Below are 22,061 nucleotides of genomic sequence, written 5' to 3'. Positions count from 1 at the left end.
AGTAAGCCCAGAATTTCATTTATTGTCCAGTCCGTTTCATTTGTTTTCTACAGTATAGCAGACTGCGCAGCATTTATATTTAAAAAACTCTGACTTCTTTCTAAACAATTGATAAATATTTCCTCCTAAAGTACGGTTATGGAATAAGCCGGCTGGTCCAGCTTTCTTATATCATTCCGTATGAGATTACAATCGAAAGAATAGGATTAACAAAATACCATACCAATAAAATTCATGACCAGCCTATGCCCTTCTCCCAATCAGTTCCTTCATGATTTCCCTATGCTTTTCCGTGCTGATAGGATAAAACAGGTACAGCACGCCGTTGACCGCGCTGATGACTGCCGGAATCAGGGTAATGAACCAGTTGATTGCATTCAGAATCTCAGCAGGCTGTTCACCTCTTGCCACGTAGCGGAAGGCTGCCAGCACCGCAATTCCGATAGCCGGCATGATGGCGCCGCCGGCCTTATTGGCCACCGACACAAACGAGGACAGAAATCCGTCGCAGCGCACCCCGGTTATGTATTCCCCATAGTCCACAGCATCCCCGATTGCGCCGAAATGCACGCCCATATAGGCATAAAAGCTCATGCTTCCTATGAAAGTAAGGACCCAGAAAGATACGGCCGGGGCAGTCACAAAGTACATGAGGAAATAAGCGCCTGCCGTGACAAAATTCAGGACCGAGCAAACCTTGCCCTTGTGGTTCAGGCATCTGAACAAAACATTGCCAAACCAGCCGGTTCCTGCAATTGCCGCAAACAGGCTGATGATTCCATAGGTAGTGGCATAGCCTGCATCCCCTGCATTATACTCCCAGTAATAGGCAAGCATGGCCGCCCTGCCGTAAATCACGCATCCAAGGATAAACTGACCCAGTATCAGAATAATGACAGGGCGGTTTTTTACCAGGGAATGCATCTGGCTTTTTAGCGGTATACTGGTCTGTGTGGGCGGCGGCGTCAGTACCTCCTTTGTATTCATACAGCAGATGACCATGGTGGGAAGTCCCAGAACACATGTAATCAGCACTGCCCAGAAATATCCCCTGGCGCTGCTGGCAGTACCATCTGAAGAGAACAGCCTCATCAGCGGAACCGCGATGATTACCGTAACCATAGAGCTGACATTGGCGAACATCATCCGCAGCCCGGACACCTTTGCACGGTCCTCCGAATCCGGGGTGATACAGCCGTTGAGCGCCCCATAGGGCATATTGCTGCATGTGGAAGCAATGGTCAGCAGCACATAGACCCCCCACATCCATAATAGCCTTCCACGATAGGACCAGTCCGGGCTTGCAGCGAAAATCAGCACAATAAAGGACGCCATGGCAATGGACCCCAGTAAAAACCAGACCCTGTATCTTCCCCATCTGCTGTGGGTCCTGTCGGCCAGCGAACCGATAACCGGGTCATTAAATGCGTCAAAGATGCGTATAACCAGCATCATAACCGACACAGCTGCCGCCGGAATTCCAATGGTATCTGTATAGTAAATGGTCAGATACGTACTGAGCCAGTAATACATGAAATTGTAGCCGAAATCTCCCAGTGCATAATAAAACCGTTTTAACGGCGTCAGGCGGTAGGTTGCCAGATTCACCCCTGCCTGGTATTGTTTTTTTGTAGTCCCCATTGCACACTCCTTCTTCACGAATTACAGTCTCCTCTTATCTCGACAGAAGGTCAATAACATGATTCCAATCCGCCAGTTTTTCCTTTCGCTGCTCCGCTTTCATAGCAGGCACATACTGTTTGCGCTCCTCCCGTCCGAACAGGGCCGCCTTTTCATAGATTCCTGCGCCCAATCCTGCCAGATAGGCTGCCCCGATTGCCGACAGTTCTTCTGTATTGGCAATCTGCACCACCACATTGGACAAATCGCTCTGCAGCTGCATCAGATAGCTGTTCCTTGTAGGTCCTCCGTCCACCCGCAGTTCCCGGATGGGAATGCCGCTGTCCTTTTCCATGGACTCCAGTACCGCGTTGATTTGGTAAGCAATACTTTCCAGCGCCGCCTTAATGATTTCATTCTTCCCTGTGGTGCGGCTCATTCCATATAAAACAGCCTTTGCATCCGCCTTCCAGTACGGCGCGGACAGTCCGGAAAAAGCAGGCACCAGTATGGTCTTATCCAGCGGATTAGCCATAGCTGCCGCACATTCTGTTTCTGCTGGCGAGGCCACCAGCTTCACATCATCCTTCAGCCAGCTGATTACAGCTCCCGTATAGTTGATATTGCCCTCCAGTACGTAATCAATCTTTCCGTCAATTCCCCATGCAAGGGAGGTAACCAGACCGTGGCTGCTCTTTACAAAGGCGTCCCCCACATTCATCATAATGGATGAACCTGTGCCATAGGTGGTCTTGATTGTTCCGCTGTCGTGGCAGCCCTGCCCGAATAAGGCGGCGTGGGAGTCTCCGATGGCGCTGTGAATGGGTATCTGTTCAGGGAAAATACCGCCCAAATCCGTCATTCCAAACACGCTGTTGCTGTCGCACACGTCCGGCAGACACTTTAAAGGCACGCCGAACAGTCCGCAGATTTCCTCATCCCACTTTAAATCCCTGATTGAATAGAGCTGGGTCCTGGATGCATTGGAATAGTCTGTCTTAAAGGAGGCGCCTCCGGTCATGCGGAATATAAGCCAGGAGTCAATGGTACCAAGGCATATCTGCCCTAAATCATCCTCCTGTATATCCAGGTTTTGTATAAGCCATGCCATTTTTGCCGCAGGAAAATAGGGAGACAGCTTAAGACCTGTTTTATCCCGTATGATTTCACTGTAAGCGGACAGGCTCCGGGCCGTCCCCTCTGCCCTGGCACACTGCCATACCACTGCGTGGGTCAGGGGTGCGCCGTTCCTGTCCCAGATTGCCGTGGTTTCCCTTTGGTTGCTGATTCCGATTGCAGCTACCTGCTCCGGCAGGATGTCTGTTTCGTCCAGAACAGCCCTTGCTGCGGCCAGCACATTTTCATAAATCTCATTTAAATCGTGGGAAACCCATCCCTGTCCGTTGATAATCTGCCGGTGGGCGCGGTCCGCCCGCCCGGCAATCTTTCCATATTCATCCGCCAGTACCGCCTTGGTACCCTGGGTGCTCTGGTCAATTCCCAATACATACCTCATATTGTCACACCCCCGCCAATGTATTCTTTACCGTTTCAGCAATCCCCTCTTCATCCATATGGTAATAGCGGAACACCTCCCGGCTGGTTCCAGGTATCAGATGGACATCCGGCAGGGCAATCTGTTTTACCAGAACCGGACACCTCCCGGCTGTCACCTGGGCTGTCAGGCTTCCCAGTCCTCCATAAACAGAATGTTCTTCCACTGTCACCAGGCATTTTACCTGCTTTGCAAAATTCAGCACAGTCTCCCCGTCAAAGGGTTTTAAGCAGTACATGTCAATTACTCCGGCGCTGATGCCGTCTCTTTGGAGGATTTCCGCTGCCTTGACCGCATAAGGCACCATCTCTCCGCATGCAATCAGCATCACATCGGTTCCCCGGGAAAGTACCATTGCCTGATTCAGCTTAAGCTCCGCTGTCTCATCATAAACATCCTCGGTGGCCGACCTGCTTACTCTCACATAAGCAGGTTCCTGGTCCTCCAAAAGGGCTTCCATCAGCCGCCGGGTCTGAAACCGGTCGCTGGGCAGATATACCCTCATGCCGGGAAGGGCTGAAAATGCAGCAATATCCTGGCAGGAATGATGGCTCATTCCAAGGGCTCCGTAGCTGATTCCCCCGCTGATTCCCACCAAAGTCACATTAGTCCCTGAATAGGCCACATCAATTTTGGCCTGCTCATAACTCCTGGTGGAAAGAAAGCTGGCCGGGGATACGGCAAACGCCTTTTTTCCGCAGGCAGCCATACCGGCTGCCACCGACACCAGATTCTGTTCCGCAATTCCCAGTTCAACAAACCGGGACGGATACTGTTTCGCAAAAGGGGTCATGGAGGCAGAGCCCCTTGAATCCGAGCACAGGACCACAATATCTGTTTGGGTTTCCGCTGCTTTTAACAGGGTCTCGCAAATCACCTGGCGGTTTGTAACTTGATTCATTGCAGCACCTCCTCTATTTCCTTTACGGCTGTTTCGTACTGTTCCCGCGTCATAACCCCGTGATGCCATGATATCTGGTTTTCCATGAAGGATACGCCTTTTCCCTTCACTGTATGGGCAATCACTGCCGATGGTTTTCCCTTGAATGCCTCCGCCTTTTCGTATGCCTCTGCCAGCATGCCGCAGTTATGGCCGTCTGCCACCTCAATAACATTCCATCCAAATTCCCTGAATTTGGCAGCCAGGCTGGCGCTGTTCATCACCTGTTCCGTGGTCCCGCTTATCTGCAGACGGTTTAAATCCACGGTCGCGCACAGATTATCCAGACGGTAATGGCCGGCCGCCATCATGCCTTCATAGTTGGAGCCCTCTGCCATCTCCCCATCCCCCAGAACCACATAGGTCCGGTAGCTTTTCCGGTCCATCCTTGCTGCCAGCGCCATTCCCACACCCACGGAAATCCCGTGTCCCAGGGAGCCTGAATTCATCTCTATTCCAGGCACCTCTGTGTTGGGATGGCCGATAAATCTGCTTCCGAACCCGCTGAAGGTCTCAATTGCCTCTTTCACATCATAAAACCCCCGTTCCCCCAGGACACAGTACAGCGCATCCGCACAGTGTCCCTTGCTGAGCAGAAAACGGTCCCGGTTTTCATCCTCCATTTTCTCAGGCGACACATTCATCACCCTGAAATATAAGACAGTCAATATATCCGCCACGCTCAGGTCGCCGCCCACATGCCCGGCCCCTGATTTGTACACCATTTCTATGATGTCCCGGCGCAGCTCATACGATTTTCTTGTCAATGCATCCATACCATGTCCTCCCCTGATTTAATAAATTGTAAAGCCTCCATCCACAACAAGGTCCTCACCGGTAATCATGTTGGACTCATTGCATGAGAGGAAGAGTACGGCTGCCGCAATTTCGTCTGTCTCTGCAAAACGGCGGGCCGGAATCCTTTCAATCATGTCGGTTTTCACCTTGCCCTGCCATGCCTTTTCACCCATGTATGTATTTACCACGGTAGGAGCAACGCCATTGACATTGATGCCGTACTCAGCCCACTCCAGGGCACATACCTTTATCATGCCCACCACAGCTGCCTTGCTCATGGTGTATCCCACATGTTTATTGATTGCAATAAAGTCCGCCTGGGATGTTACGCACACAATCTTGCCTCCCTTTCCCTGGGCAATCATCTGATTGGCTGCTGCCTGGCAGACCCGGAATACGCCCACTGCATTGATTGCCATATGCTTTTCAATGGTGCTGATTTCAATCTCTGACGCACGGTATAGGTCTACAAACCCGGGCATGGCTGCCAGGATATGTATCTCGCCAAAGGCATCTGTAACCGCCCTCATCATTGCATCCACGCTCTCCTGGCTGGTGACGTCACATCTGACGCCGATTGTCTCAACCCCGTATGCAGCAGCGATTTTTTCTGCCACCTCCGGACAGTTGTCCTTGCAGTCCACAATGGCTACCTTTGCTCCCTTCCTTGCATACATCTGTGCGGTTGCCTCCCCGATACCGCCTGCCCCGCCTACAACAATAGCTGCCTTGCCTGTTAAATCAAAATCTCCGTTTACCTTTTCGTACTGAATCATTCTGTTTTCCTCCTAAATATTTAGTTTTTTGTTTCTTTATATTTAGATTGTATCTCTAAATATTTAGTTTGCAAATACTGAATATTTACTATTTTTTCTTTCATGATTTTGTGTACTTCTACTAATCTCATGAAATTTTACCGTTTTACCTCAGACCATGTGACTATATCTTCTTTATCAAGACATTTTTAAAAAGAGTTTATAAAATACAAACATGGTTTTTCGTAAAAATACGCTGAATATTTTCTAAACCATTCACTAAATCATTTGACATATAAGCTGAAATCTTTTATAATATTCACTAGAAACAGATTTTTCAATGATATTAGGAGGATATATCCATGACAAATAAAGAAATAGCCAGCCAGGTAGGCGTATCCCCTGCGGCTCTGTCGCTGATTATCAACCACAAGCCAGGTGTCTCGGAGGCCACCCGTTCCAGGGTCTTAAATGAACTGAAAGAATTGGGATATGAACATCTGATAAAGAGCTCCGCAGCAGCGGAGCCCAGCAATAATCTCTGTTTTATCATTTATAAAAGGCACGGAGAGATTCTTGACCTGCACCCTTTTTTTCTTTTACTTATGGAAAACATTGAATCCCGGGCCAGAAGCTACGGATACAATATCCTCCTGTCCACCATTGACAAACGGCGGCCGGTGGAACCGCAGATAGAACGAATCAATGAATTGAACTCCCAGGGAGCCATTATTTTTGCTACGGAAATGTTCGATGAGGATATGGATGCATTTTCAGCCATCCAGATTCCCTTTGTGGCGCTGGACAATGATTTCACCCGTCTGTCCTGTAATTCCGTATCCATCAATAACCAGATGGGAACCTACCAAGCCATTGATTATCTGGTACGGAACGGACACCGCAACATCGGTTATCTGAAAAGCCAGACACGTATCAGCAGCTTCCGGGAGAGGCATTCAGGATATGAAAACGCGCTGAAGCATTTCAGTCTGGCATTCCTGCCGGAACATATCTGGACGGTCCATTACACAGAGGAAGGAAGCTACCGTGATATCCGTAAAATCCTGGATTCGCCTTCCCTGACGCTGCCGGATGCCTTTGTATGCGATGATGATACCACTGCAGTAGGTTTCATCCGCGCCTGTTCGGAGAAGGGAATCCGTATTCCGGAGGATATATCCATCATTGGTTTCAATGACCGTCCTACCTGTGAGGTCACCAGTCCTCCCCTGACCTCAGTCAATGTATCCAAACGGGCCTTTGCCGTTGAGGCTGTGGATGAATTAATGCGCCTGATACAGGACGCGGACCGCCAGGCAGCGGAAAACGGTCCGGAAAAACGTTGGGAATCCCGTTCCAGGAAAATCCGCATTGGTACAAAACTGATTGTGCGGGAATCGGTGGGCAGAAAATCGGCGGAAAGACAATCGGCTAAAAGACAATAGCTAAATTCCAAAAGGGCCGTACCACGACGATACGGCCCTTTCTTTCTATATGGTATAAGTTCTTTCCATCATTCACTGCTTCCCAATCAAAACCTCCACTGCCTCCCGCAGCGTACCATCCTCCCCCACATTCCCGGGAAAGATAACATAGGGAATGCCGGGAAACCTGCTTTCCTCTCCTGTCTTCCACACCGGTACGCCGGGAGCAGCCTGGCCCATGACAGTGGCCTTCTTTACCTGCAGCGCCCTGGTCCCCACGTCGGAGGATGTGATTCCTCCCTTGGCAACCACAAAGGCCGGAACCACTTCCAGTCTTCCCACCAGGGTCTGCACTGCGTCTGAGATTTTCACCGAACGTTTAAGAGCAGCCTCCCTGGTGTCATTTTCCAGCTCCAGCAGACGCCTTCTCGTATAGACTGCCGCGGTTCTGCCGCCTGCAATGATGGTCCCCATACTGCGGACAATCCGTTCTGTCTCCTCCTCTAAAGCCGCCTGGTCCAGCACCAGGTCTGAGTTAAATTCCAGGAACTCAATTCCGGGAATCTTTTTCAGTTCCTCCAGCTGCCTGGTGGTCTTGGCCGTATGGGAGCCCACCACAATAACGCCGCCGTGTCCGTTTTCACACCTTACCATCTGCTCCCTGGTAAGCAGGGGCTGGTCTGCAATCCCCCCTATCACCTTTACAAGGGAGGCGGCTGTGCGGAACAGGAACCGCTTTCCCTGGTCCATGGCGCGGTACAGGGCAAGGCAGAACACCTTAAGGTCGCCGTATCCAATGGCATTCACTATAATTTTATTAAAACCGCTGACTTCCATGAGCTGGCCCGCCACCTTATCCACATCGCCCTTTTGCAAATCATCCAGTCCGATGCAGACCACATTCTGAGACGTGAAAACGCCTTCCGTCTTTTCCTCCACATACTCTGTCAAATTCGAGGAACGGTACCCAAAGGTCCTGTCTTTGGCGAACTCCGTCTCTCCTGCCGGAATCAGCTCACTGCCATACCGGACATAATGTACATTACCGATGGTATACCGTCCCCCTTCCCGGAAAAAGGGGCAGATGACCTCGCCGTCCACCTGGATTCCGCCTTCCTTCCACAGCACCTCCCGCAGAACTTCCGTTTCCAGGGGATAATGCCCCCGGAGCGTGGAATCCCCCCGGTTCATCAGGATGAATCCGCGCCCCGTCTCCCCGGCGGCCTTTAACACGCGGCAGGCAATCTCACGGTGCGCTTTTTCTGTCTCAGCCGCCGTGAAGCCCCGGGAGTTGGTCAGTATGTAGAACAGGCTGTTTTCCTCCTTAAAACCGCTGAGCACGGCTTCCTCGGACCAGTCCGTGTATACAGATACGTCATGTACGGTCTGGACGCCTGTGGGGTCGTCGTCCAGCACCACGATTTTCCTTCTGCTCTTTCGGATTACCTCCTTGAGGAGCCGGTCAATCCGCTCCTCATCCCGGTCAGCCTTCCGTTCCAGCTGTCCTGCTGATAATCTGGTGGTTTCTGCCATATTCATCCCGCCTGTCTGTTTTTATACGTACTGCCATGCCTTACTTTTTCAGATTGCCGTGTTCATCGTGCATCGCGTCGTAGCAAATGTTATTGGTGCCGTTGTATCCCAGCGGATTGCGGAAGCCCAGCGGATTCACGCCGCATGGATACTTGGTCATGATTTCACCCACCAGCTCGCAGTAAAGGTCCGCGCACCGCTCCACAATCTTGTCGCCCTTTTCTTTGCTGGCATTTGTGGGATCTCCGATTACGCCTGTATCCAGGTCGTCCTTTTCCATCAGTGAGAAGGTTCCCTCAAAGTGATACAGCATACCCTCTCCGGCTGCCTGGCCTGGCGCTATCTTCCACTTGGAATCAATGAGTCCGTGGGCTGTGCCCGGCACGGCCAAATCCATATGTACCTTATCCGGATACAATGACAGGGCAACCGAGGTCTCAGCCTCATCCGCATGCCACATATAGGTATCCAGCGTGGTCTTATTGTCCCTCAGGAAGTCATACCAGGTGCTTCCGATGGTAAAGTAACCCTCGATTCCCGCCTTGTGCACTGCCTCAAACATGGACATGGTCTGGCCGTGGGCAGAAATAATCAGGAATTTGTTGTAGCCTGCATTGGCTGCCCCCCGGATGATGTCGGTCAGAAGGCCCACATGTGTCTCAAATGTAAGGGGGATGGTTCCGGGCATCCCCCAGTGATGGGCCGGATGGGAGCCGTACATAGGGCAGGCCAGAATCATGGCGCCGGATTTCTTTGCAACTGCCTCCGCAATGCCCATTGCATTAAATGAATCGCTGCCGCATGGGCAATGAGGTCCGTGCTGTTCGATTGCCCCGATGGGAAGGATGGCCAAATCGCAGACCTCCTTTGCATAAGCGCAGTTTACGGCTGCGGTATTGTCCTGGAACCATACGGAATCCCTCTTGTTTAATTTAAATTCTGTCTGCTTTTTCATTTTTCTAATCTCCTTTTATGTTTTTATTGATTTAATTCCTTCATGATATTTCTGGCCATGTTTCCTATCATGCCCTGGTCGGAGCTGACGGGTATGTAACGCACTCCCTTATCCATCAGTTCCCGGGCCATCCGCCCATTATCCGCGACCGTTCCCACTGCCTTGCCGGCCCTGTTTACCTTATCAATGATTTGGTCTATGGCTTCCAGAAGCCTGGGATGGTTTCTCTGTCCCATCACGTCCCGCCCAAGGGACTGGGACAGGTCCATGGGGCCGATAAAGACCACGTCCAGCTCCTCCAGCTTAAGGATTTCATCCAGATTGTTAAGGGACTCCATTGTCTCGCAGTGAATAATGCTTAAAACCTCCCGGTTGGCCTTGTCAATGTATTCCTGCTTATCCATCATGCCGTAGCTGGCAGCCCTGTGGGTGGGAGCGAAGCCCCGGTTTCCCAGAGGGGTGTACCGCCCTGCATCCACTGCAATCCTGGCCTGCTCCGGCGTATCCACATTCGGGGCGTGATAGCCCAGGGCACCTGTATCCAGCGCCTGCATAATATTCACAGCCGTGGCTTCCCTGACCCGGACAATGGGCACGATTCCGGTTAAGTCCGACGCCCTTACCAGGTCCGTGATGGTCTCCGGATTATAGGAAACATGCTCGCTGTCAATCACAAAGAACTCCATTCCGGTACAACCCAGGATTTCCACCACGCTGGGGTCAATGGTTTTTACAAAGGTGCCTATGACGGCTTCGCCGTTTTTCAATTTCTGCTTTACTTTATTTTCCCTAATCATTTCATATCTTCCTTCCGTTTTTGTCTGCATGGCCGTTAATCCGGAAACTGTAAAGGGTGGTGGAGGCCGCCAGATAGAGAATATCCATATCCGTTCCCCCGAAGGCACAGTTGCCGGTCTGCTCCGGAACCCTGATGATTCCCAGATAATCCCCGCTTTTATGGAAAATATGGACGCCTCCCTGGGCACAGCAGTATACGTTTTCCAGGCTGTCAACCTTCATCCCGTCAGGCAGTCCCTCCCCCGGTCCAATGGTTTCCGCCCATACCTCTCCGCCCTGCAGGGCGCCGTCTTCCCCCACCCGGAACCTGCGTATATGCTTCCTGGGCGAGTCGTTGACGTAAAGGCAGGATTCATCCGGGGAAAAGCAGAGGCCGTTGGGATTCTCAAAATCATCTGCCAGCAGCTTAAGCTCACCGCTCTCCGGATGAAAACAGAACACGCCCTGGAAATCCAGGTCCTGGGGACGGGCCAGGCCCACCCTGGACGGATTCCTTCCAAATCTCGGGTCTGTAAAGAAAATGCACCCGTCACTTCTCACCACCACGTCGTTTGGGCTGTTAAGCTCCTTATCCCCATAATGGCTTACCAGCACCTCCGGATTCCGCCCCATATCGTCGGTTCTGGATATACAGCTGCGCACATGCTCACAGACAATGATGTTGCCCTCCATATCATAGGCATTTCCGTTGGCCTTATGGGTATTCTCCCGCAAAAGCCTTACTGATTTGTCCGGGCCCAGCCGGTAGGTCCGGCTCACCGGGATATCATTGAAGGTGAGGCATCCGGTAACATGGTTCCAGACAGGTCCCTCGATAAAGGTAAACCCTGTGCAGACCGTCTCCAGATTCTGGTCCACATCCACCAAATCCAGGAGCCGCTTATCAAAACACTCATAGGTAAGTCCCATGTTCATCCCCCCGTATTCTACCGGATTACAACCGGTTCAATATCCAGCAGGCTGCAGACATGGATGAGCTCCTTCTTATATTGGCCCGCCACACCGCTGATGTGGTTGGAATTAAACACATCCACGAATTTCTCAATATCAAAGTCAGCTTTCATAAATGCCACCGGAAGCTGGTGTACGCCCCTGGCTTTTACGAAGGCATCCAGTATTTCACCGGATGGTTCCACAAATTCCGTCTCAATGATAAACATCTGGTATCTGCCGTCCACCCTGCAAAGCCTTGCCATGGTCATCTGGCCTGCACTGGGAACCGTGAAGGTGACTGCTCCGCCGGAAGGGCGGTTGGCCCTGCGCAGTTCAATGTTCTTCATATTCTTACATCCGTCGCAGCAGCGTCCCGCATAATAGGTGCACATGGAACCGCAGTTGGGAAGATATATAAGCCCCTCTTTGTAGCCGATATGGCTTACATCCGCAAACATGGTGGGCATTCCGCCGGACACCAGCTTCAGTATTTCCATGGTCAGGGCTCCGTCCGCATCCGCCTCGCAGGATATGGGGAAGGGTTCGAAGGCTCCGTCCGCATCATATCCGCCGTTGAGCAGGGCTGTGGATATGCACTGGGGCGCCCGGAAATTGGTCAGGTCCGGCATACATTTAATGGCGCCGAAGTCCAGATGGCGCTCTGCGATAATGTCCTTGGTGGCCAGGTAACAGGCAACCTGGTATTTTAACCGCTCCTCCGTCAGCTTCTCATCATACCTGACCGCTCCCACGCTGTCCGTCAGCCACTTAAACGCTGCCTCAATCCGCTCCGCGTCAACAGCCTCCGCCCTGCGTATGATTTCCTCATGGTCAATGTGGTCGCTGTCAATCTGGAACCGTTTCTTCCACTGCATAGGGTCAAAACTTCCTGTATCGATTCCAAGGGAGCGCCCTCCGATGAAGCCGAAGACCCTGCCCTGCAGTTTTCTCACTGCAGCAGCAGCCCTTATGTAGGGCATCATTTTGGTATCGAACAGGTTGGGATGTACATCCGTGAAATCCTGCTGAATCCTCAGGTGGCTGTAACCAATCTGGTTCAGCGCGCCGCCGGAGCCCAGAAGTCCCACCGTACCGTGGGTGCCGGGATCGTCATTGGAAAGGAGAATGGTGGGAAGCCCCATATTCAGCACGCCCCGCACAACGCCGTTGGGCCAGGTCCAGCAGGGGATGTTCGCGATGAATACCTCCACTCCCATTTTCTTAAGCTCCCCTGTCTGCCGGTCAATCTCCTCAGGCGACCTGGCTGCCGCCTCAAAGGTATGTAATTCCATCCCGTAATCCGCAAAATATTCAACGGCCTGTTTCATCCTTGCAGCTGTCTTTTCCTGGTACAGCACCTTGTATTCATGTTCCCTGGGATCGCTGAAGGTAATCATGCCCACCTTGGGCAAATTCATTTTTTTCACCGGTCATTCCTCCTCTATTTGTGCTCCAGCTCCATGAGCTTTTCATACTGTTCATCGGTAACCGTCTTGTAACCCGGTACGGGAAATGCCTGGAAGCTCCTGCCGCCGTCAATGTATATGGACTGTCCGTACACAAAATCGGAATCCTCGCAGGCCAGGAATACGGCCAGCCTTCCGCACTCGTTAGGCGTCCCTATCCTGCCGATGGGCGTCCTGGAAATCACCGTGTTGAACAGCTGTTCATCGGAACCAACACGTCTCATAAGCTCGCTCTCAATGGGGCCGGGGCAGATGGCATTTACCTTGATATTATAGGGGGTAAGGGCCACTGCCTGCACCTTGGTCAGCTGACTTACACCGCCCTTGCTGGTGGTGTAGCACATCTGGCTGTCCAGGGCCAGGTACGCGTTGACCGAAGAAATGTTTACAATGGCGCCGCCCTGCCCCTGCTTTACCATCTGCCTGGCAGCCAGCTGTCCGCCAAAGAACAGCCCCTTCAGGTTCACGCCCAGGATTCTGTCGTACTGCTCTTGCGTTATGTGCAGGTAATGGGTCTTATCCGGGTCATTGATGCCTGCGTTGGCCACAAAGATATCCAGCCTTCCGTACTTCTTAACCGTCTCGTCCACCAGCCTCTGGTTATCCTCAATGGATGAAACGTCCGCCTGCAGATACAGGACCTGGCCCAGTCTGCCAAGCTCCTCAGCAGCAGCCTCCCCCTCCTTTGGGTTTCTGGAACAAATGGTGATTTTCGCGCCTTCCTTCAGATATTCCTGCGCGATTCCATAGCCGATTCCCTTGGTTCCTCCGGTGATTATGGCAACCTTATTTTCCAGCTTCATATTAACCTCTCCTTTTCCTTTCCGTCTGTCATTCTCCGATTATGTCCAGCGGCGCCTGAATGCCGTATTCCTTCTTAAGCGCTGCCAGTTCCTCATAGGTTGTCACCGGAATGGGCAGCCCGTCCCGGCGGCGTTCCTGTTCCTTCCGGTACTCAATCTCACCCGGCAGGAGCATTTCCGCTCCCTCCTGCCACATGGGCGTGGCCTTCAGCTGGTCCCTGAACCGGGCCATCCGCTCCTGCATCTGCTCCTTAGAGATGATTTTGGAGATATCCAATGCAATGAAGAAATGTCCGGTCAGGCTTGGGTCCCTGGGGTTGGCATACATGCTCTTCATATCCTTTGAAAACACGCCGCCTGTGATGAGGCCGGACAAGATATCCACCACATAGGAAAGTCCCAGTCCCTTGTGTCCGCCCATGGGAAGCAGATATCCGTCAAAGGCTGCCTGGGGGTCGTCGGTGGGGCGCCCTTCCTTATCCGTAGCCCAATCCATGGGTATCCTCTCCTTTTTCTTAATTGCCAGCGTAAGCTTGCCCCCTGCCACAACAGATAATGACATATCCAATACAAAGGGGAAATCCCCGTAGGTGGGAATGCCGAAGGCAATGGGGTTGTTGCCGGTTACCGGCACGCTGGCTCCCGGGGCAACAATCAGCGGCTTTACATTGGTCATGGCAATCCCTATCATTCCCTGTTCAGCCGCCATACGGGCGTAAAGCGCGCCTGCGCCGAAGTGGTTGCTGTTAATCACGCCGCAGGCCCCAATCCCTGTCCGCGCCGCGTGCTCCATGGCGCGCTCCATGCCTGCCCTGCCTCCGATAAAACCGGCTGCCGCATCCGCATCCAGGACTTCCAGACATCCCTCTCCCCGGACCACCCGGATATTGGGTGTTGTGTTTATGGCGCCGTTCAGCATACGTTTGAAATAGGCCGGTACACGGATAACCCCATGGGAGTCAATCCCCCAATAATTCGTATTCACAAGACATTCCGCATGATAGCTTGCGTCCTCCTCACTCATTCCGGCCTTCCGGAACAGTTCCTGTGTAAATGCAGTCACGGCCTCGCCGCGCATTAATACTGTATTTCCCACCTTTTTTCCTCCTTATAACTTATACATATATCCCCAATGTATACCTATTCATTTTATTCCGTTATCCAAGTTTGTTTTGTACGTTTTTCACTTCATGGTCCCGTTTAAGGGTTCTGTCCGTACTATCCATGTAACTTTTTAACGCCATAATGAATACGTATTCATTTGTTTGTAGACTCATTATATTCCTATCTGCACTGATTCGTCAATGCATATTATCGTTTTTTTATTAATTTAGTTATTTTAGTCAATGAATACCTTTACTTATTGTGCAACTCTCATAATACAGATGCCCGCCCGGTTCATCTTGTAAAAAGGCCTGTTTTGTGATATTGTTAACTATATCTAATGCGGTTTCCGCACATACTCATTACAGCAAGGAGGACTTCCTATGAACAGCTCTGATTCTGGTGACAGAATCCAGAATACCGTCAAACGCGGCACCGGGCGCATCCACAATACCTCCATCGATGTGGCCAAACTGGCCGGAGTGTCCCAGGCCACCGTATCCAGGGCATTCACCCCCAACTCAAAGATGAATCCTTCCACGCGCCAGCGGGTCCTGGACGCAGCCAGGGCCTTAAAATACGCGCCGGACGCCATCGCCAGAAGCCTGATATCCAACAGCACCAATATTGTGGCCGTCATCATGCAGAACACCACCAACCCATTCTATGCCACCATTCTGAGCAAGCTCTCGGTTCAGCTGCGCTCCATGGGCAAGCAGATTCTCTTCTTCTATCTGGATGACGCCGACAACATGCAGTCCCTGATACACCAGATTCTCCAGTACCGGGTGGATGGAATACTGATTACCTCCGTAACCCTTACCTCGGACCTGGCGGATACCTGCGTGGATTTCGGCGTCCCCGTAGTCCTGTTTAACCGCTATATGAACACACCCGGTATCCAGGCAGTATGCTGCGACAATGTACAGGCCGGACGGGATTGCGCCGACTATTTCTTCATGAAAGGTTACCGCAGCTTCGCCTATATCGGAGGCCGCAGCGACGCTTCCACCAGCCATGACAGGCGCAGGGGGTTTGTGTCCAGGCTGGATGAACGTGGAATCCATAAATGTCCCGTCATCGACACCCCCTTTACCTACGAGGGAGGAAAGGATGGCCTGCGCAGGCTTCTGGCACAGGAAGGCACCTGCCCCAAGGCCCTTTTCTGTGCCAGCGACCTGGTAAGCGCCGGTGTCCTGGACTGCGCCCGCTATGAATACGGACTGAAGGTACCTGAGGATGTGGCTATCATTGGTTTTGATGACATTGAGCTGGCCTCCTACAGCTCCTACAACATCACATCCTTTGTACAGCCCATGGACAGCATGGTTGACAAGGTTCTGGAGCTGCTATTCTCAGAGGAGGCCCGGACCGAATCCACCAGCCTCACCCTCTTTCCCTGTACCTTAAAGACCCGGGGAACCGCCTGATTTCCCCTGTCCCGGATATATTCAAAACCCCATATGACTATAAAAGAGCTTCCTGCCGGCACATTGCTGCAGCAGGAAGCCTTTTTTACGGCCTCAGCCGGTTTCTATATAACGCCCATTGCCTTTGGCAGGGCCATGGATATCTGGGGAATATAGGTCACCAGCATTAAAAGGACAACCATAACCACAATCCAGGGCCATATCTTTTGTGTCAGCCTGTCGAAGGATATCTCCCCCACCTGACACGCCATGAACAGATTCGCTCCCAAAGGAGGCGTGATGAAACCAATGGACAGATTCATGACCACGATGATTCCAAAATGGATTGGGTCAACTCCCAATCTGGTGACAATGGGCAGCAGAATCGGCGTCAGGATGATGATGGCCGCATTGGTTTCCATAAAGGTTCCCACAATCAGAAGCAGGACATTAATCAGCAGCAGGACCAGTACCTTGCTGTTTGTAAGGCCAAGAATTGCATCCGCGATAATAACCGGCACCTGGGTGATGGTCAGGATACGGCCAAAGCCGGTGGATATTCCTATGATAATCAGCACCGGAGCGCACATCAGCACGGAACGGTACACGATATAGACCAAATCTCCAGGTTTGATTTCTTTATACACAAAAATGCCCACAAGCACGCCGTATACGCCTGCAACTGCAGCAGCCTCAGTGGGCGTGAAAATTCCTCCGTAGATTCCTCCCAATATGATGACAGGAATCAGCAGACCCGGTATGGCCCCCAGTATGATTTTCCACACTTCTCCCAGGGTATACCGCTTATCCTCCCCCTTATACCCGTGCCTCTTTGAATAGAATACAGAGTAGAGAATCAGGCCGGCGCCAATCAGGAGCCCCGGCATGATGCCGGCCATGAACAGACCGCTGATGGATGCGCCTGCCGCCACTGCATAGACTACCATGCAGACACTGGGCGGAATGATTACCCCCACTGTTCCCGCTGTTGCAACCAGGGCGCTGGAATAGCCCTTGTCATAACCATGCTTCACCATGGCTGGTATCATAATCAGGCCAATAGCTGCCACTGCCGCTGAGCCCGTTCCTGCAATGGCTGCAAAAAACAGGGATGTCACAATGGTCACAATACCCAGACCGCCTGTAAACCGGCCTGTAAACACCCTGGCCAGGTCAATGAGACGTCTGGAGATGCCGCCCTTTCCCATGACCTCCCCTGCAAAGGTAAACAGAGGCACTGCCATCAGCGGAAATGAGTTCAGTCCCTGTATCATGGACTGCACAAAGGTAGTCATGCTGATACAGTTCATCGTATGAATGGCTGTCAGCGAGGCAAGGCCCAGGCTGATACCGATAGGGATGGAAATCAACAAGAATATGATTAGTGAAACAAACAATATAACTGCCACCATAAGCCTCTACTCCCCTTTCTCCAACAGTTCTTCCGCTTCTTTTTCCGCCAGTTCCAGCGGATTCTTCACCTTCGGCTCAAAGCAGATACGGTTGTTCCTATAGTAGTCCCCGTCATAGTTCACGAACCTTCCCAGTTCGTCCCCCCAGTGGCTGAATTTCCACACCAGTATCTGCACATTGCGTACCGCCATCATAAAAAAGCCCAGCAGCCCGGCCAGATAAAGGGCATTGTAATTCCAGGGAACAGCGGTCAGCATATCCCGGAAACGCCATGCATCGGAGCACAGCTGTACCATGGCCGCCAGTCCGCCTGCGGAAAATACCAGAAACAGTGCGTCGCAGACAATCAGTATAGCCTTCTGCACCTGCTCCGGAAACAGTTCCCGGAAGAATCCCACCCGAACATGACGGCTCCCCCGGGTCAGATAGCCAAAGCTGGAAAAGGCCATCCATACGAACAGTAACCTGGCCACTTCCTCACCCCATGAAAAACCGGTTTTGAAGACAAAGCGCAGAACCACCTGCAGTGTCACCAGCAGTATCATCAGGGAGAAGAAAACCACCATGAGAATTGCCTCAAAATTCACGTCCAACCATCTCAATGTTCTTTTCATTTTATTCCCCCCTTACTCACGGCGCTCAGCGGCCACGGCGTCCATCAGCATGTTATAGGTATCCGTCCCGCAGTTGGCAATGATGTCTTCCCTGATGACTGCGTTGATTTTCTCACCCAGCCGTCTTCTGACAGAGATATCCACCTCATTGACCGGGAATCCCTCTTCCTCCAGCTCCCTGAGAATCTCCGCCTCAGACAGGTCCGCCAGTTCCCAGTTATAATCAATGGCCTCCTGTGCGCACTTCATGATGAATGCCTGGTCAGACTCCGACAGGGAATCCATAAAATCCGAACTGGCATACCAAAGGAAATTGGTGAATACATGTCTTGTCAGGGACCAGTACTTCTGGGCTTCATAAAATTTCTCCGTGTAAAAACTGTTGGTGGCGCACTCCTGACCGTCAATCAGCCTTTGCTGAAGAGATGTGAACAGTTCATTCCAGCTCACGCTGGTAGTATTGACGCCCACGGATTCCCACGCCTTAATCTGCAGCGGATTGTACCCCCTTATTTTCAGGCCCTTCAAATCCTCCTCTGTCTGTATGGGATGCTTGCTGTTGGAGAAATTCCGGAACCCCAGCTCCATATATCCGATTCCCGTAAGGTTCATCCGCTTCAGCGGCTCCATCATCTTCCTGCCTGCTTCGCTCTCAAACACCCGTTTGGCATGAGCCGTGTCGTCGAACATGTAAAAGCTTTCCCACACCGCAAACTCCGGCATGGCCCTGGTGAAATTGCTGGTGGTGGAACCGCTCATCTCAATATCCCCGCGCCTGCATTGTTCAAATGTATCCTGCACGCTTCCCATCTGTCCGCCGGGAAATATAACTACCTCCATGCGCCCCTGGGAGCCGGTCTCCACCAGGTCCTTAAACTCTAAAAATGCCTTATGTAACGGTGTGTTCACATTATTGTCATGGGCAATCCTGATTGTTATTACATCCGGTGTCTCTGCCTGTCCGCATCCGGTAAGCGTCAGCCCGCTTACCGTAAGGATACCGGCCAGGAACACCGCTGCCTTAGAGCACCATTTCTTCATTAGGGCACCTCCTCCTGTCTTTTTGCTCGTCCGCCCCTTATGCTTCCAAAACCTCTAAATCACATTCCTTTGCAAACTCCTTCACTTCTTCCACGTAATCCCCGTATACCAGAGCAAAATGGTGTCCCACGTATTTCTGGCATTCATGGAACCTTTTTGCATCCCTCACCGTATAACGCACCGCATGTTTACATTCCGGGGTGAGGAAATCGTCGCAGCCGTTGATGGTCCCTTTTGCAACCATGATTTTCTTCATGTCCGGACTCAGGTTAATCATGGTCAGCGTTTCCCCGTTGTCCTTTGAAAAGTCATAACGCATGGTGGTACCCCAGGAATCCATTGTAAATGAAACGAATTCCGTGGGAAGGGCCGGTTCATCATATCCTTTCATCTGCGCGCAGGCCACATCGTGAAGAGTCCTGCACTGATTTGTATTCTTATCCAGAACCATGGTGTTTCCCATGTAGGGCGCTTTTCCCGCAATATTCATAAGAATGGTAATGGTCAGGACAGAACCCACATCCCCTGCACATGCAGACGCAATTCCCTCGTCCTTAAACAGGGAATGGGCCAGGCAGAAGGTAAGCTTCCTGCGGTTCAGCTCCCTGGTAGCACAGACCTCAAAGCACGGAATAGTAAATGCATTGCAGTCGTAATGAGCCATCATCTTTTTGATTGTTTCATAAAATTCAGTGTCATTGCGTATGTACTCAGCCGGCATATGCACGCCCTGGGATTCCCTTTCCAGCTTTTCAGCCAGCTTTTGCGCCTCCTCCTTCTCCTCATCCGTCAGGGCGTCCAGCCACTGGAATACCTCGTCGGAATTCACATGGGCAAAGCGCACCTTGAACTTCCTGGTAATATCCTCCAGGTTCAGGTATGAACTCTGGCATCCAAAGGTCAGCATGGCGCTCTTCAACGGGAAAAATATCTTTGTATTGGCCAGCGCCTTCTTCACCCTCAGGGCAGCGAAGGTACGGTTCATCTCCTCAAAATCCAGGAACGCATAGCCCTGCTTGCCCTCTGCATACAGATGGGCCGTCATATCCACATGGTCGCACTTGGAGATAGCGGATTTATTGGGCGTATGGCCAATGGGTTTATCCGTCCTCTTGGACAGCTCAACAGCAAAATAGGAGGAAATCCTTAATCCCCGAATCAGATAAAAGTCCGTACTGGCATCGTCCTCCAGCGCTTTCTGTACCTGCTCCTCCTTGAGGGCAAAATCTTCATGCCAGTAAATGACAACCGGCTCCAGGAATTCCACATTGCGCAGGTCTGCTTCCTCCTCCATCTCCTTTTTGAATATCTCAAACTCCTTCTGGGTGGTTTCCATATCCGCTTCCGTGGTCAGGGCATATCCCTCACCGTAACGGCACGGCCCCATGTAAGCGTGTACATGATACATGGTAAATAAAATTGGTTTCACTGTCAATTTAACATTCAATGTACTCATCGCATTAATCTTGCTCATAATATTTTCCCTCTCCTTAATATCTCTTTTAATGTTTCAGCCAATACAGTTATTTCTTCTCTTGTATTTTTCTTTCCAAGGCCAATCCGCAGCACGCTGTCCGCCCTTGCGCCCTCCAGCCCCATGGCGCGGATTACGTGGCTCCTGGCGCCTTTCTCGCAGGCAGAGCTGCCCGACAGATAGATTCCTTTCATACGCAGTTCATGGAGCAGCTCCTCTGTGGTGAAAGGAAGTACGGATATATTCAGCACATAGGGCACTGCTCCCTCCGGAGAGTTAATCACCACATCCTCCATCTGAAGCAGCCGGCAAGTCAGAAGACGGTTCAGCTCCATCACATGGTCCCAGTTTCTCCGGATATCCTGCAGGGCCTTTTGAGCCGCACAGCCAAATGCAGCGATTCCAGGTACGTTCTCGGTTCCGGGACGCACCCTGCTCTCCTGTGAGCCGCCGTAGCACAGCGGGTGCAGTTTTACGCTTTCCCGCACATAAATGGCCCCGCTTCCCTTTGGTCCGTGGATTTTATGGGAACTCATGGTAACCATATCGGCCTGCACCTGATTCAGGCTGAACAGGATTTTCCCAAAACCCTGGACACAGTCGCAGTGGACCAGTGTATCCGGGTTCTTCTGTTTTACTCCCCTGGCAATCTCCTCAACAGGAAGACGTTCCCCCGTCTCATTATTCACTGCCATGACAGATACCAGAAGTGTATTCCCGTCCACCGCATCAATCATATCCCGGGCGTTTATCCGTCCATCCCGCGGCCGGATAAACACAGTTTCGTATCCCTCCGCCTCCAGCGACCTGCACGACTCCAGAACAGAGGAATGTTCAATGGCAGTGGTAACGATTTTCCCGCGTTTCTTCCCCTTTTCCCTGGCTGCCAGGACGCTTCCCCTTACTGCCAGGTTATTGGCCTCGGTTCCGCCGGATGTAAAAAAAAGCTGTCTGGCGGGGGCGCCTATTACCTGGGCTACCTGGTGTCTGGCCGCTGTCAGCCATCCCAGTGCATCCCTGCCCAGCATATACGGGGACGAGGGATTACCGTAAACTTCCGTCATCACCTTATAAGCGGTCCTGGCTGCGTCCTCGTCTACCTGGGTTGTGGCGCTGTTGTCCAGATATATCATAAACTCCTTTCACCTCTCTCCCTCTTATAGTTCCTCCCTTTCCTCCCTCCGTGTATTGTTGCTTTTGTAACTGAATGACAAATCATATTGCATTCCATATTTCAATTGTATTTGAATACGTATTCATTTTTATGATAAAAAATAAGCATTATAGACAATTATTAACAGATTATTAATAAATGTATTATGTGTTTTGTCCTTATCTTTCTACTAATTTTATTTATACGTATTCATTAGCTGTGTTTTTATTATAAGAGTCTCTATTGCGTTTGTCAATTTTTTTTTACTGCTCG

Annotated in this window: 19 protein-coding genes; 2 read left to right on the top strand and 17 right to left on the bottom strand. The window is 51.4% G+C overall.

Translation table 11 applies throughout. From position 1 onward, the window contains the following. Window positions 1-243: 243 nt before the first annotated feature. The 5 genes from FGS84_RS09240 to FGS84_RS09220 are packed head-to-tail and all read right to left on the bottom strand — an operon-like array spanning window position 244 to window position 5,689. The gene (locus FGS84_RS09240; protein WP_138307741.1) at window positions 244-1,641 is read right to left on the bottom strand and encodes a glycoside-pentoside-hexuronide (GPH):cation symporter; all 1,398 of its coding nucleotides are present in this window, start codon (window positions 1,639-1,641) and stop codon (window positions 244-246) included. Between the two features lie 34 nt (window positions 1,642-1,675). Next, entirely contained in the window at window positions 1,676-3,136 is a 1,461-nt protein-coding gene (locus tag FGS84_RS09235) for a glycerol kinase (RefSeq protein ID WP_138307739.1), read from the bottom strand. 4 nt (window positions 3,137-3,140) lie between these two features. Beyond that, window positions 3,141-4,076 (bottom strand): transketolase C-terminal domain-containing protein, encoded by a 936-nt coding sequence (locus tag FGS84_RS09230; RefSeq protein ID WP_138307737.1) that lies wholly within the window; start codon window positions 4,074-4,076, stop codon window positions 3,141-3,143. Next, window positions 4,073-4,891, bottom strand: a complete 819-nt coding sequence (locus FGS84_RS09225) for a transketolase (RefSeq protein ID WP_138307735.1) — start codon at window positions 4,889-4,891, stop codon at window positions 4,073-4,075. The genes FGS84_RS09230 and FGS84_RS09225 overlap by 4 nt, the downstream gene beginning before the upstream one ends. A gap of 18 nt (window positions 4,892-4,909) precedes the next feature. Further along, the gene (locus tag FGS84_RS09220) at window positions 4,910-5,689 is read right to left on the bottom strand and encodes an SDR family oxidoreductase (RefSeq protein ID WP_138307733.1); all 780 of its coding nucleotides are present in this window, start codon (window positions 5,687-5,689) and stop codon (window positions 4,910-4,912) included. 341 nt (window positions 5,690-6,030) lie between these two features. Between FGS84_RS09220 and FGS84_RS09215 the strand changes: the two genes are divergently transcribed. Beyond that, window positions 6,031-7,113: a LacI family DNA-binding transcriptional regulator gene (locus tag FGS84_RS09215; protein ID WP_138307731.1), complete on the top strand. Its 1,083-nt coding sequence runs from the start codon at window positions 6,031-6,033 to the stop codon at window positions 7,111-7,113. Window positions 7,114-7,185: 72 nt separating this feature from the next. On the opposite strand, the gene FGS84_RS09210 is transcribed toward FGS84_RS09215, so the two are convergent. Genes FGS84_RS09210 through FGS84_RS09180 form a run of 7 tightly spaced genes read right to left on the bottom strand, consistent with a single transcriptional unit; the run spans window position 7,186 to window position 14,676 of the window. After that, window positions 7,186-8,631 (bottom strand): four-carbon acid sugar kinase family protein, encoded by a 1,446-nt coding sequence (locus tag FGS84_RS09210; protein ID WP_347563812.1) that lies wholly within the window; start codon window positions 8,629-8,631, stop codon window positions 7,186-7,188. Between the two features lie 34 nt (window positions 8,632-8,665). Continuing rightward, window positions 8,666-9,580: a creatininase family protein gene (locus tag FGS84_RS09205; RefSeq protein WP_138307727.1), complete on the bottom strand. Its 915-nt coding sequence runs from the start codon at window positions 9,578-9,580 to the stop codon at window positions 8,666-8,668. A gap of 23 nt (window positions 9,581-9,603) precedes the next feature. Next, the gene (locus FGS84_RS09200) at window positions 9,604-10,377 is read right to left on the bottom strand and encodes an aldolase/citrate lyase family protein (RefSeq protein WP_138307725.1); all 774 of its coding nucleotides are present in this window, start codon (window positions 10,375-10,377) and stop codon (window positions 9,604-9,606) included. Between the two features lies 1 nt (window position 10,378). Next, entirely contained in the window at window positions 10,379-11,287 is a 909-nt protein-coding gene (locus FGS84_RS09195) for an SMP-30/gluconolactonase/LRE family protein (RefSeq protein ID WP_138307723.1), read from the bottom strand. A 17-nt stretch (window positions 11,288-11,304) separates the two neighbouring features. Then, window positions 11,305-12,729 (bottom strand): L-fucose isomerase, encoded by a 1,425-nt coding sequence (locus FGS84_RS09190; RefSeq protein WP_207739888.1) that lies wholly within the window; start codon window positions 12,727-12,729, stop codon window positions 11,305-11,307. A 23-nt stretch (window positions 12,730-12,752) separates the two neighbouring features. Continuing rightward, window positions 12,753-13,580: an SDR family oxidoreductase gene (locus tag FGS84_RS09185; protein ID WP_138307719.1), complete on the bottom strand. Its 828-nt coding sequence runs from the start codon at window positions 13,578-13,580 to the stop codon at window positions 12,753-12,755. Window positions 13,581-13,608: 28 nt separating this feature from the next. Continuing rightward, window positions 13,609-14,676: an Ldh family oxidoreductase gene (locus FGS84_RS09180; RefSeq protein ID WP_138307716.1), complete on the bottom strand. Its 1,068-nt coding sequence runs from the start codon at window positions 14,674-14,676 to the stop codon at window positions 13,609-13,611. 391 nt (window positions 14,677-15,067) lie between these two features. Here FGS84_RS09180 and FGS84_RS09175 point away from each other — a divergent pair, with 391 nt between their 5' ends. Beyond that, window positions 15,068-16,114, top strand: coding sequence for a LacI family DNA-binding transcriptional regulator (locus FGS84_RS09175; RefSeq protein ID WP_138307714.1), 1,047 nt, complete (start codon window positions 15,068-15,070; stop codon window positions 16,112-16,114). A gap of 104 nt (window positions 16,115-16,218) precedes the next feature. On the opposite strand, the gene FGS84_RS09170 is transcribed toward FGS84_RS09175, so the two are convergent. From FGS84_RS09170 to FGS84_RS09150, 5 genes are read right to left on the bottom strand one after another with little or no spacing between them, the layout of a single operon-like run. Continuing rightward, the gene (locus FGS84_RS09170) at window positions 16,219-17,505 is read right to left on the bottom strand and encodes a TRAP transporter large permease (protein ID WP_138307711.1); all 1,287 of its coding nucleotides are present in this window, start codon (window positions 17,503-17,505) and stop codon (window positions 16,219-16,221) included. A gap of 6 nt (window positions 17,506-17,511) precedes the next feature. Next, the gene (locus tag FGS84_RS09165; RefSeq protein ID WP_138307709.1) at window positions 17,512-18,120 is read right to left on the bottom strand and encodes a TRAP transporter small permease; all 609 of its coding nucleotides are present in this window, start codon (window positions 18,118-18,120) and stop codon (window positions 17,512-17,514) included. Between the two features lie 12 nt (window positions 18,121-18,132). Continuing rightward, window positions 18,133-19,161 carry a TRAP transporter substrate-binding protein gene (locus tag FGS84_RS09160; protein ID WP_138307707.1) on the bottom strand — a complete coding sequence of 343 codons (1,029 nt, stop codon included), beginning with the start codon at window positions 19,159-19,161 and terminating at the stop codon, window positions 18,133-18,135. A 37-nt stretch (window positions 19,162-19,198) separates the two neighbouring features. Further along, window positions 19,199-20,635, bottom strand: a complete 1,437-nt coding sequence (locus FGS84_RS09155; RefSeq protein WP_138307705.1) for a hypothetical protein — start codon at window positions 20,633-20,635, stop codon at window positions 19,199-19,201. Next, window positions 20,632-21,768 carry a cysteine desulfurase family protein gene (locus FGS84_RS09150; protein WP_138307703.1) on the bottom strand — a complete coding sequence of 379 codons (1,137 nt, stop codon included), beginning with the start codon at window positions 21,766-21,768 and terminating at the stop codon, window positions 20,632-20,634. Before FGS84_RS09150 ends, FGS84_RS09155 begins: the two co-directional genes overlap by 4 nt. Between the last annotated feature and the right edge of the window lie 293 nt (window positions 21,769-22,061).

This window comes from Clostridium sp. 1001271st1 H5, assembly GCF_005845215.1.
In the GTDB taxonomy this organism is placed as follows: Bacteria; Bacillota; Clostridia; order Lachnospirales; family Lachnospiraceae; genus Enterocloster.
The sequence above is the reverse complement of the archived record's forward strand: the minus strand, read 5'-3'. Positions and strand labels throughout refer to the sequence as shown.

What these genes read in the sequence shown, in the direction of transcription:
- FGS84_RS09240 (WP_138307741.1), bottom strand. Translation starts at nt 1,641, where the DNA reads ATGGGGACTACAAAAAAACAATACCAGGCAGGGGTGAATCTGGCAACC.
- FGS84_RS09235 (WP_138307739.1), bottom strand. Translation starts at nt 3,136, where the DNA reads ATGAGGTATGTATTGGGAATTGACCAGAGCACCCAGGGTACCAAGGCG.
- FGS84_RS09230 (WP_138307737.1), bottom strand. Translation starts at nt 4,076, where the DNA reads ATGAATCAAGTTACAAACCGCCAGGTGATTTGCGAGACCCTGTTAAAA.
- FGS84_RS09225 (WP_138307735.1), bottom strand. Translation starts at nt 4,891, where the DNA reads ATGGATGCATTGACAAGAAAATCGTATGAGCTGCGCCGGGACATCATA.
- FGS84_RS09220 (WP_138307733.1), bottom strand. Translation starts at nt 5,689, where the DNA reads ATGATTCAGTACGAAAAGGTAAACGGAGATTTTGATTTAACAGGCAAG.
- FGS84_RS09215 (WP_138307731.1), top strand. Translation starts at nt 6,031, where the DNA reads ATGACAAATAAAGAAATAGCCAGCCAGGTAGGCGTATCCCCTGCGGCT.
- FGS84_RS09210 (WP_347563812.1), bottom strand. Translation starts at nt 8,631, where the DNA reads ATGAATATGGCAGAAACCACCAGATTATCAGCAGGACAGCTGGAACGG.
- FGS84_RS09205 (WP_138307727.1), bottom strand. Translation starts at nt 9,580, where the DNA reads ATGAAAAAGCAGACAGAATTTAAATTAAACAAGAGGGATTCCGTATGG.
- FGS84_RS09200 (WP_138307725.1), bottom strand. Translation starts at nt 10,377, where the DNA reads ATGATTAGGGAAAATAAAGTAAAGCAGAAATTGAAAAACGGCGAAGCC.
- FGS84_RS09195 (WP_138307723.1), bottom strand. Translation starts at nt 11,287, where the DNA reads ATGGGACTTACCTATGAGTGTTTTGATAAGCGGCTCCTGGATTTGGTG.
- FGS84_RS09190 (WP_207739888.1), bottom strand. Translation starts at nt 12,729, where the DNA reads ATGAATTTGCCCAAGGTGGGCATGATTACCTTCAGCGATCCCAGGGAA.
- FGS84_RS09185 (WP_138307719.1), bottom strand. Translation starts at nt 13,580, where the DNA reads ATGAAGCTGGAAAATAAGGTTGCCATAATCACCGGAGGAACCAAGGGA.
- FGS84_RS09175 (WP_138307714.1), top strand. Translation starts at nt 15,068, where the DNA reads ATGAACAGCTCTGATTCTGGTGACAGAATCCAGAATACCGTCAAACGC.
- FGS84_RS09170 (WP_138307711.1), bottom strand. Translation starts at nt 17,505, where the DNA reads ATGGTGGCAGTTATATTGTTTGTTTCACTAATCATATTCTTGTTGATT.
- FGS84_RS09165 (WP_138307709.1), bottom strand. Translation starts at nt 18,120, where the DNA reads ATGAAAAGAACATTGAGATGGTTGGACGTGAATTTTGAGGCAATTCTC.
- FGS84_RS09160 (WP_138307707.1), bottom strand. Translation starts at nt 19,161, where the DNA reads ATGAAGAAATGGTGCTCTAAGGCAGCGGTGTTCCTGGCCGGTATCCTT.
- FGS84_RS09155 (WP_138307705.1), bottom strand. Translation starts at nt 20,635, where the DNA reads ATGAGCAAGATTAATGCGATGAGTACATTGAATGTTAAATTGACAGTG.
- FGS84_RS09150 (WP_138307703.1), bottom strand. Translation starts at nt 21,768, where the DNA reads ATGATATATCTGGACAACAGCGCCACAACCCAGGTAGACGAGGACGCA.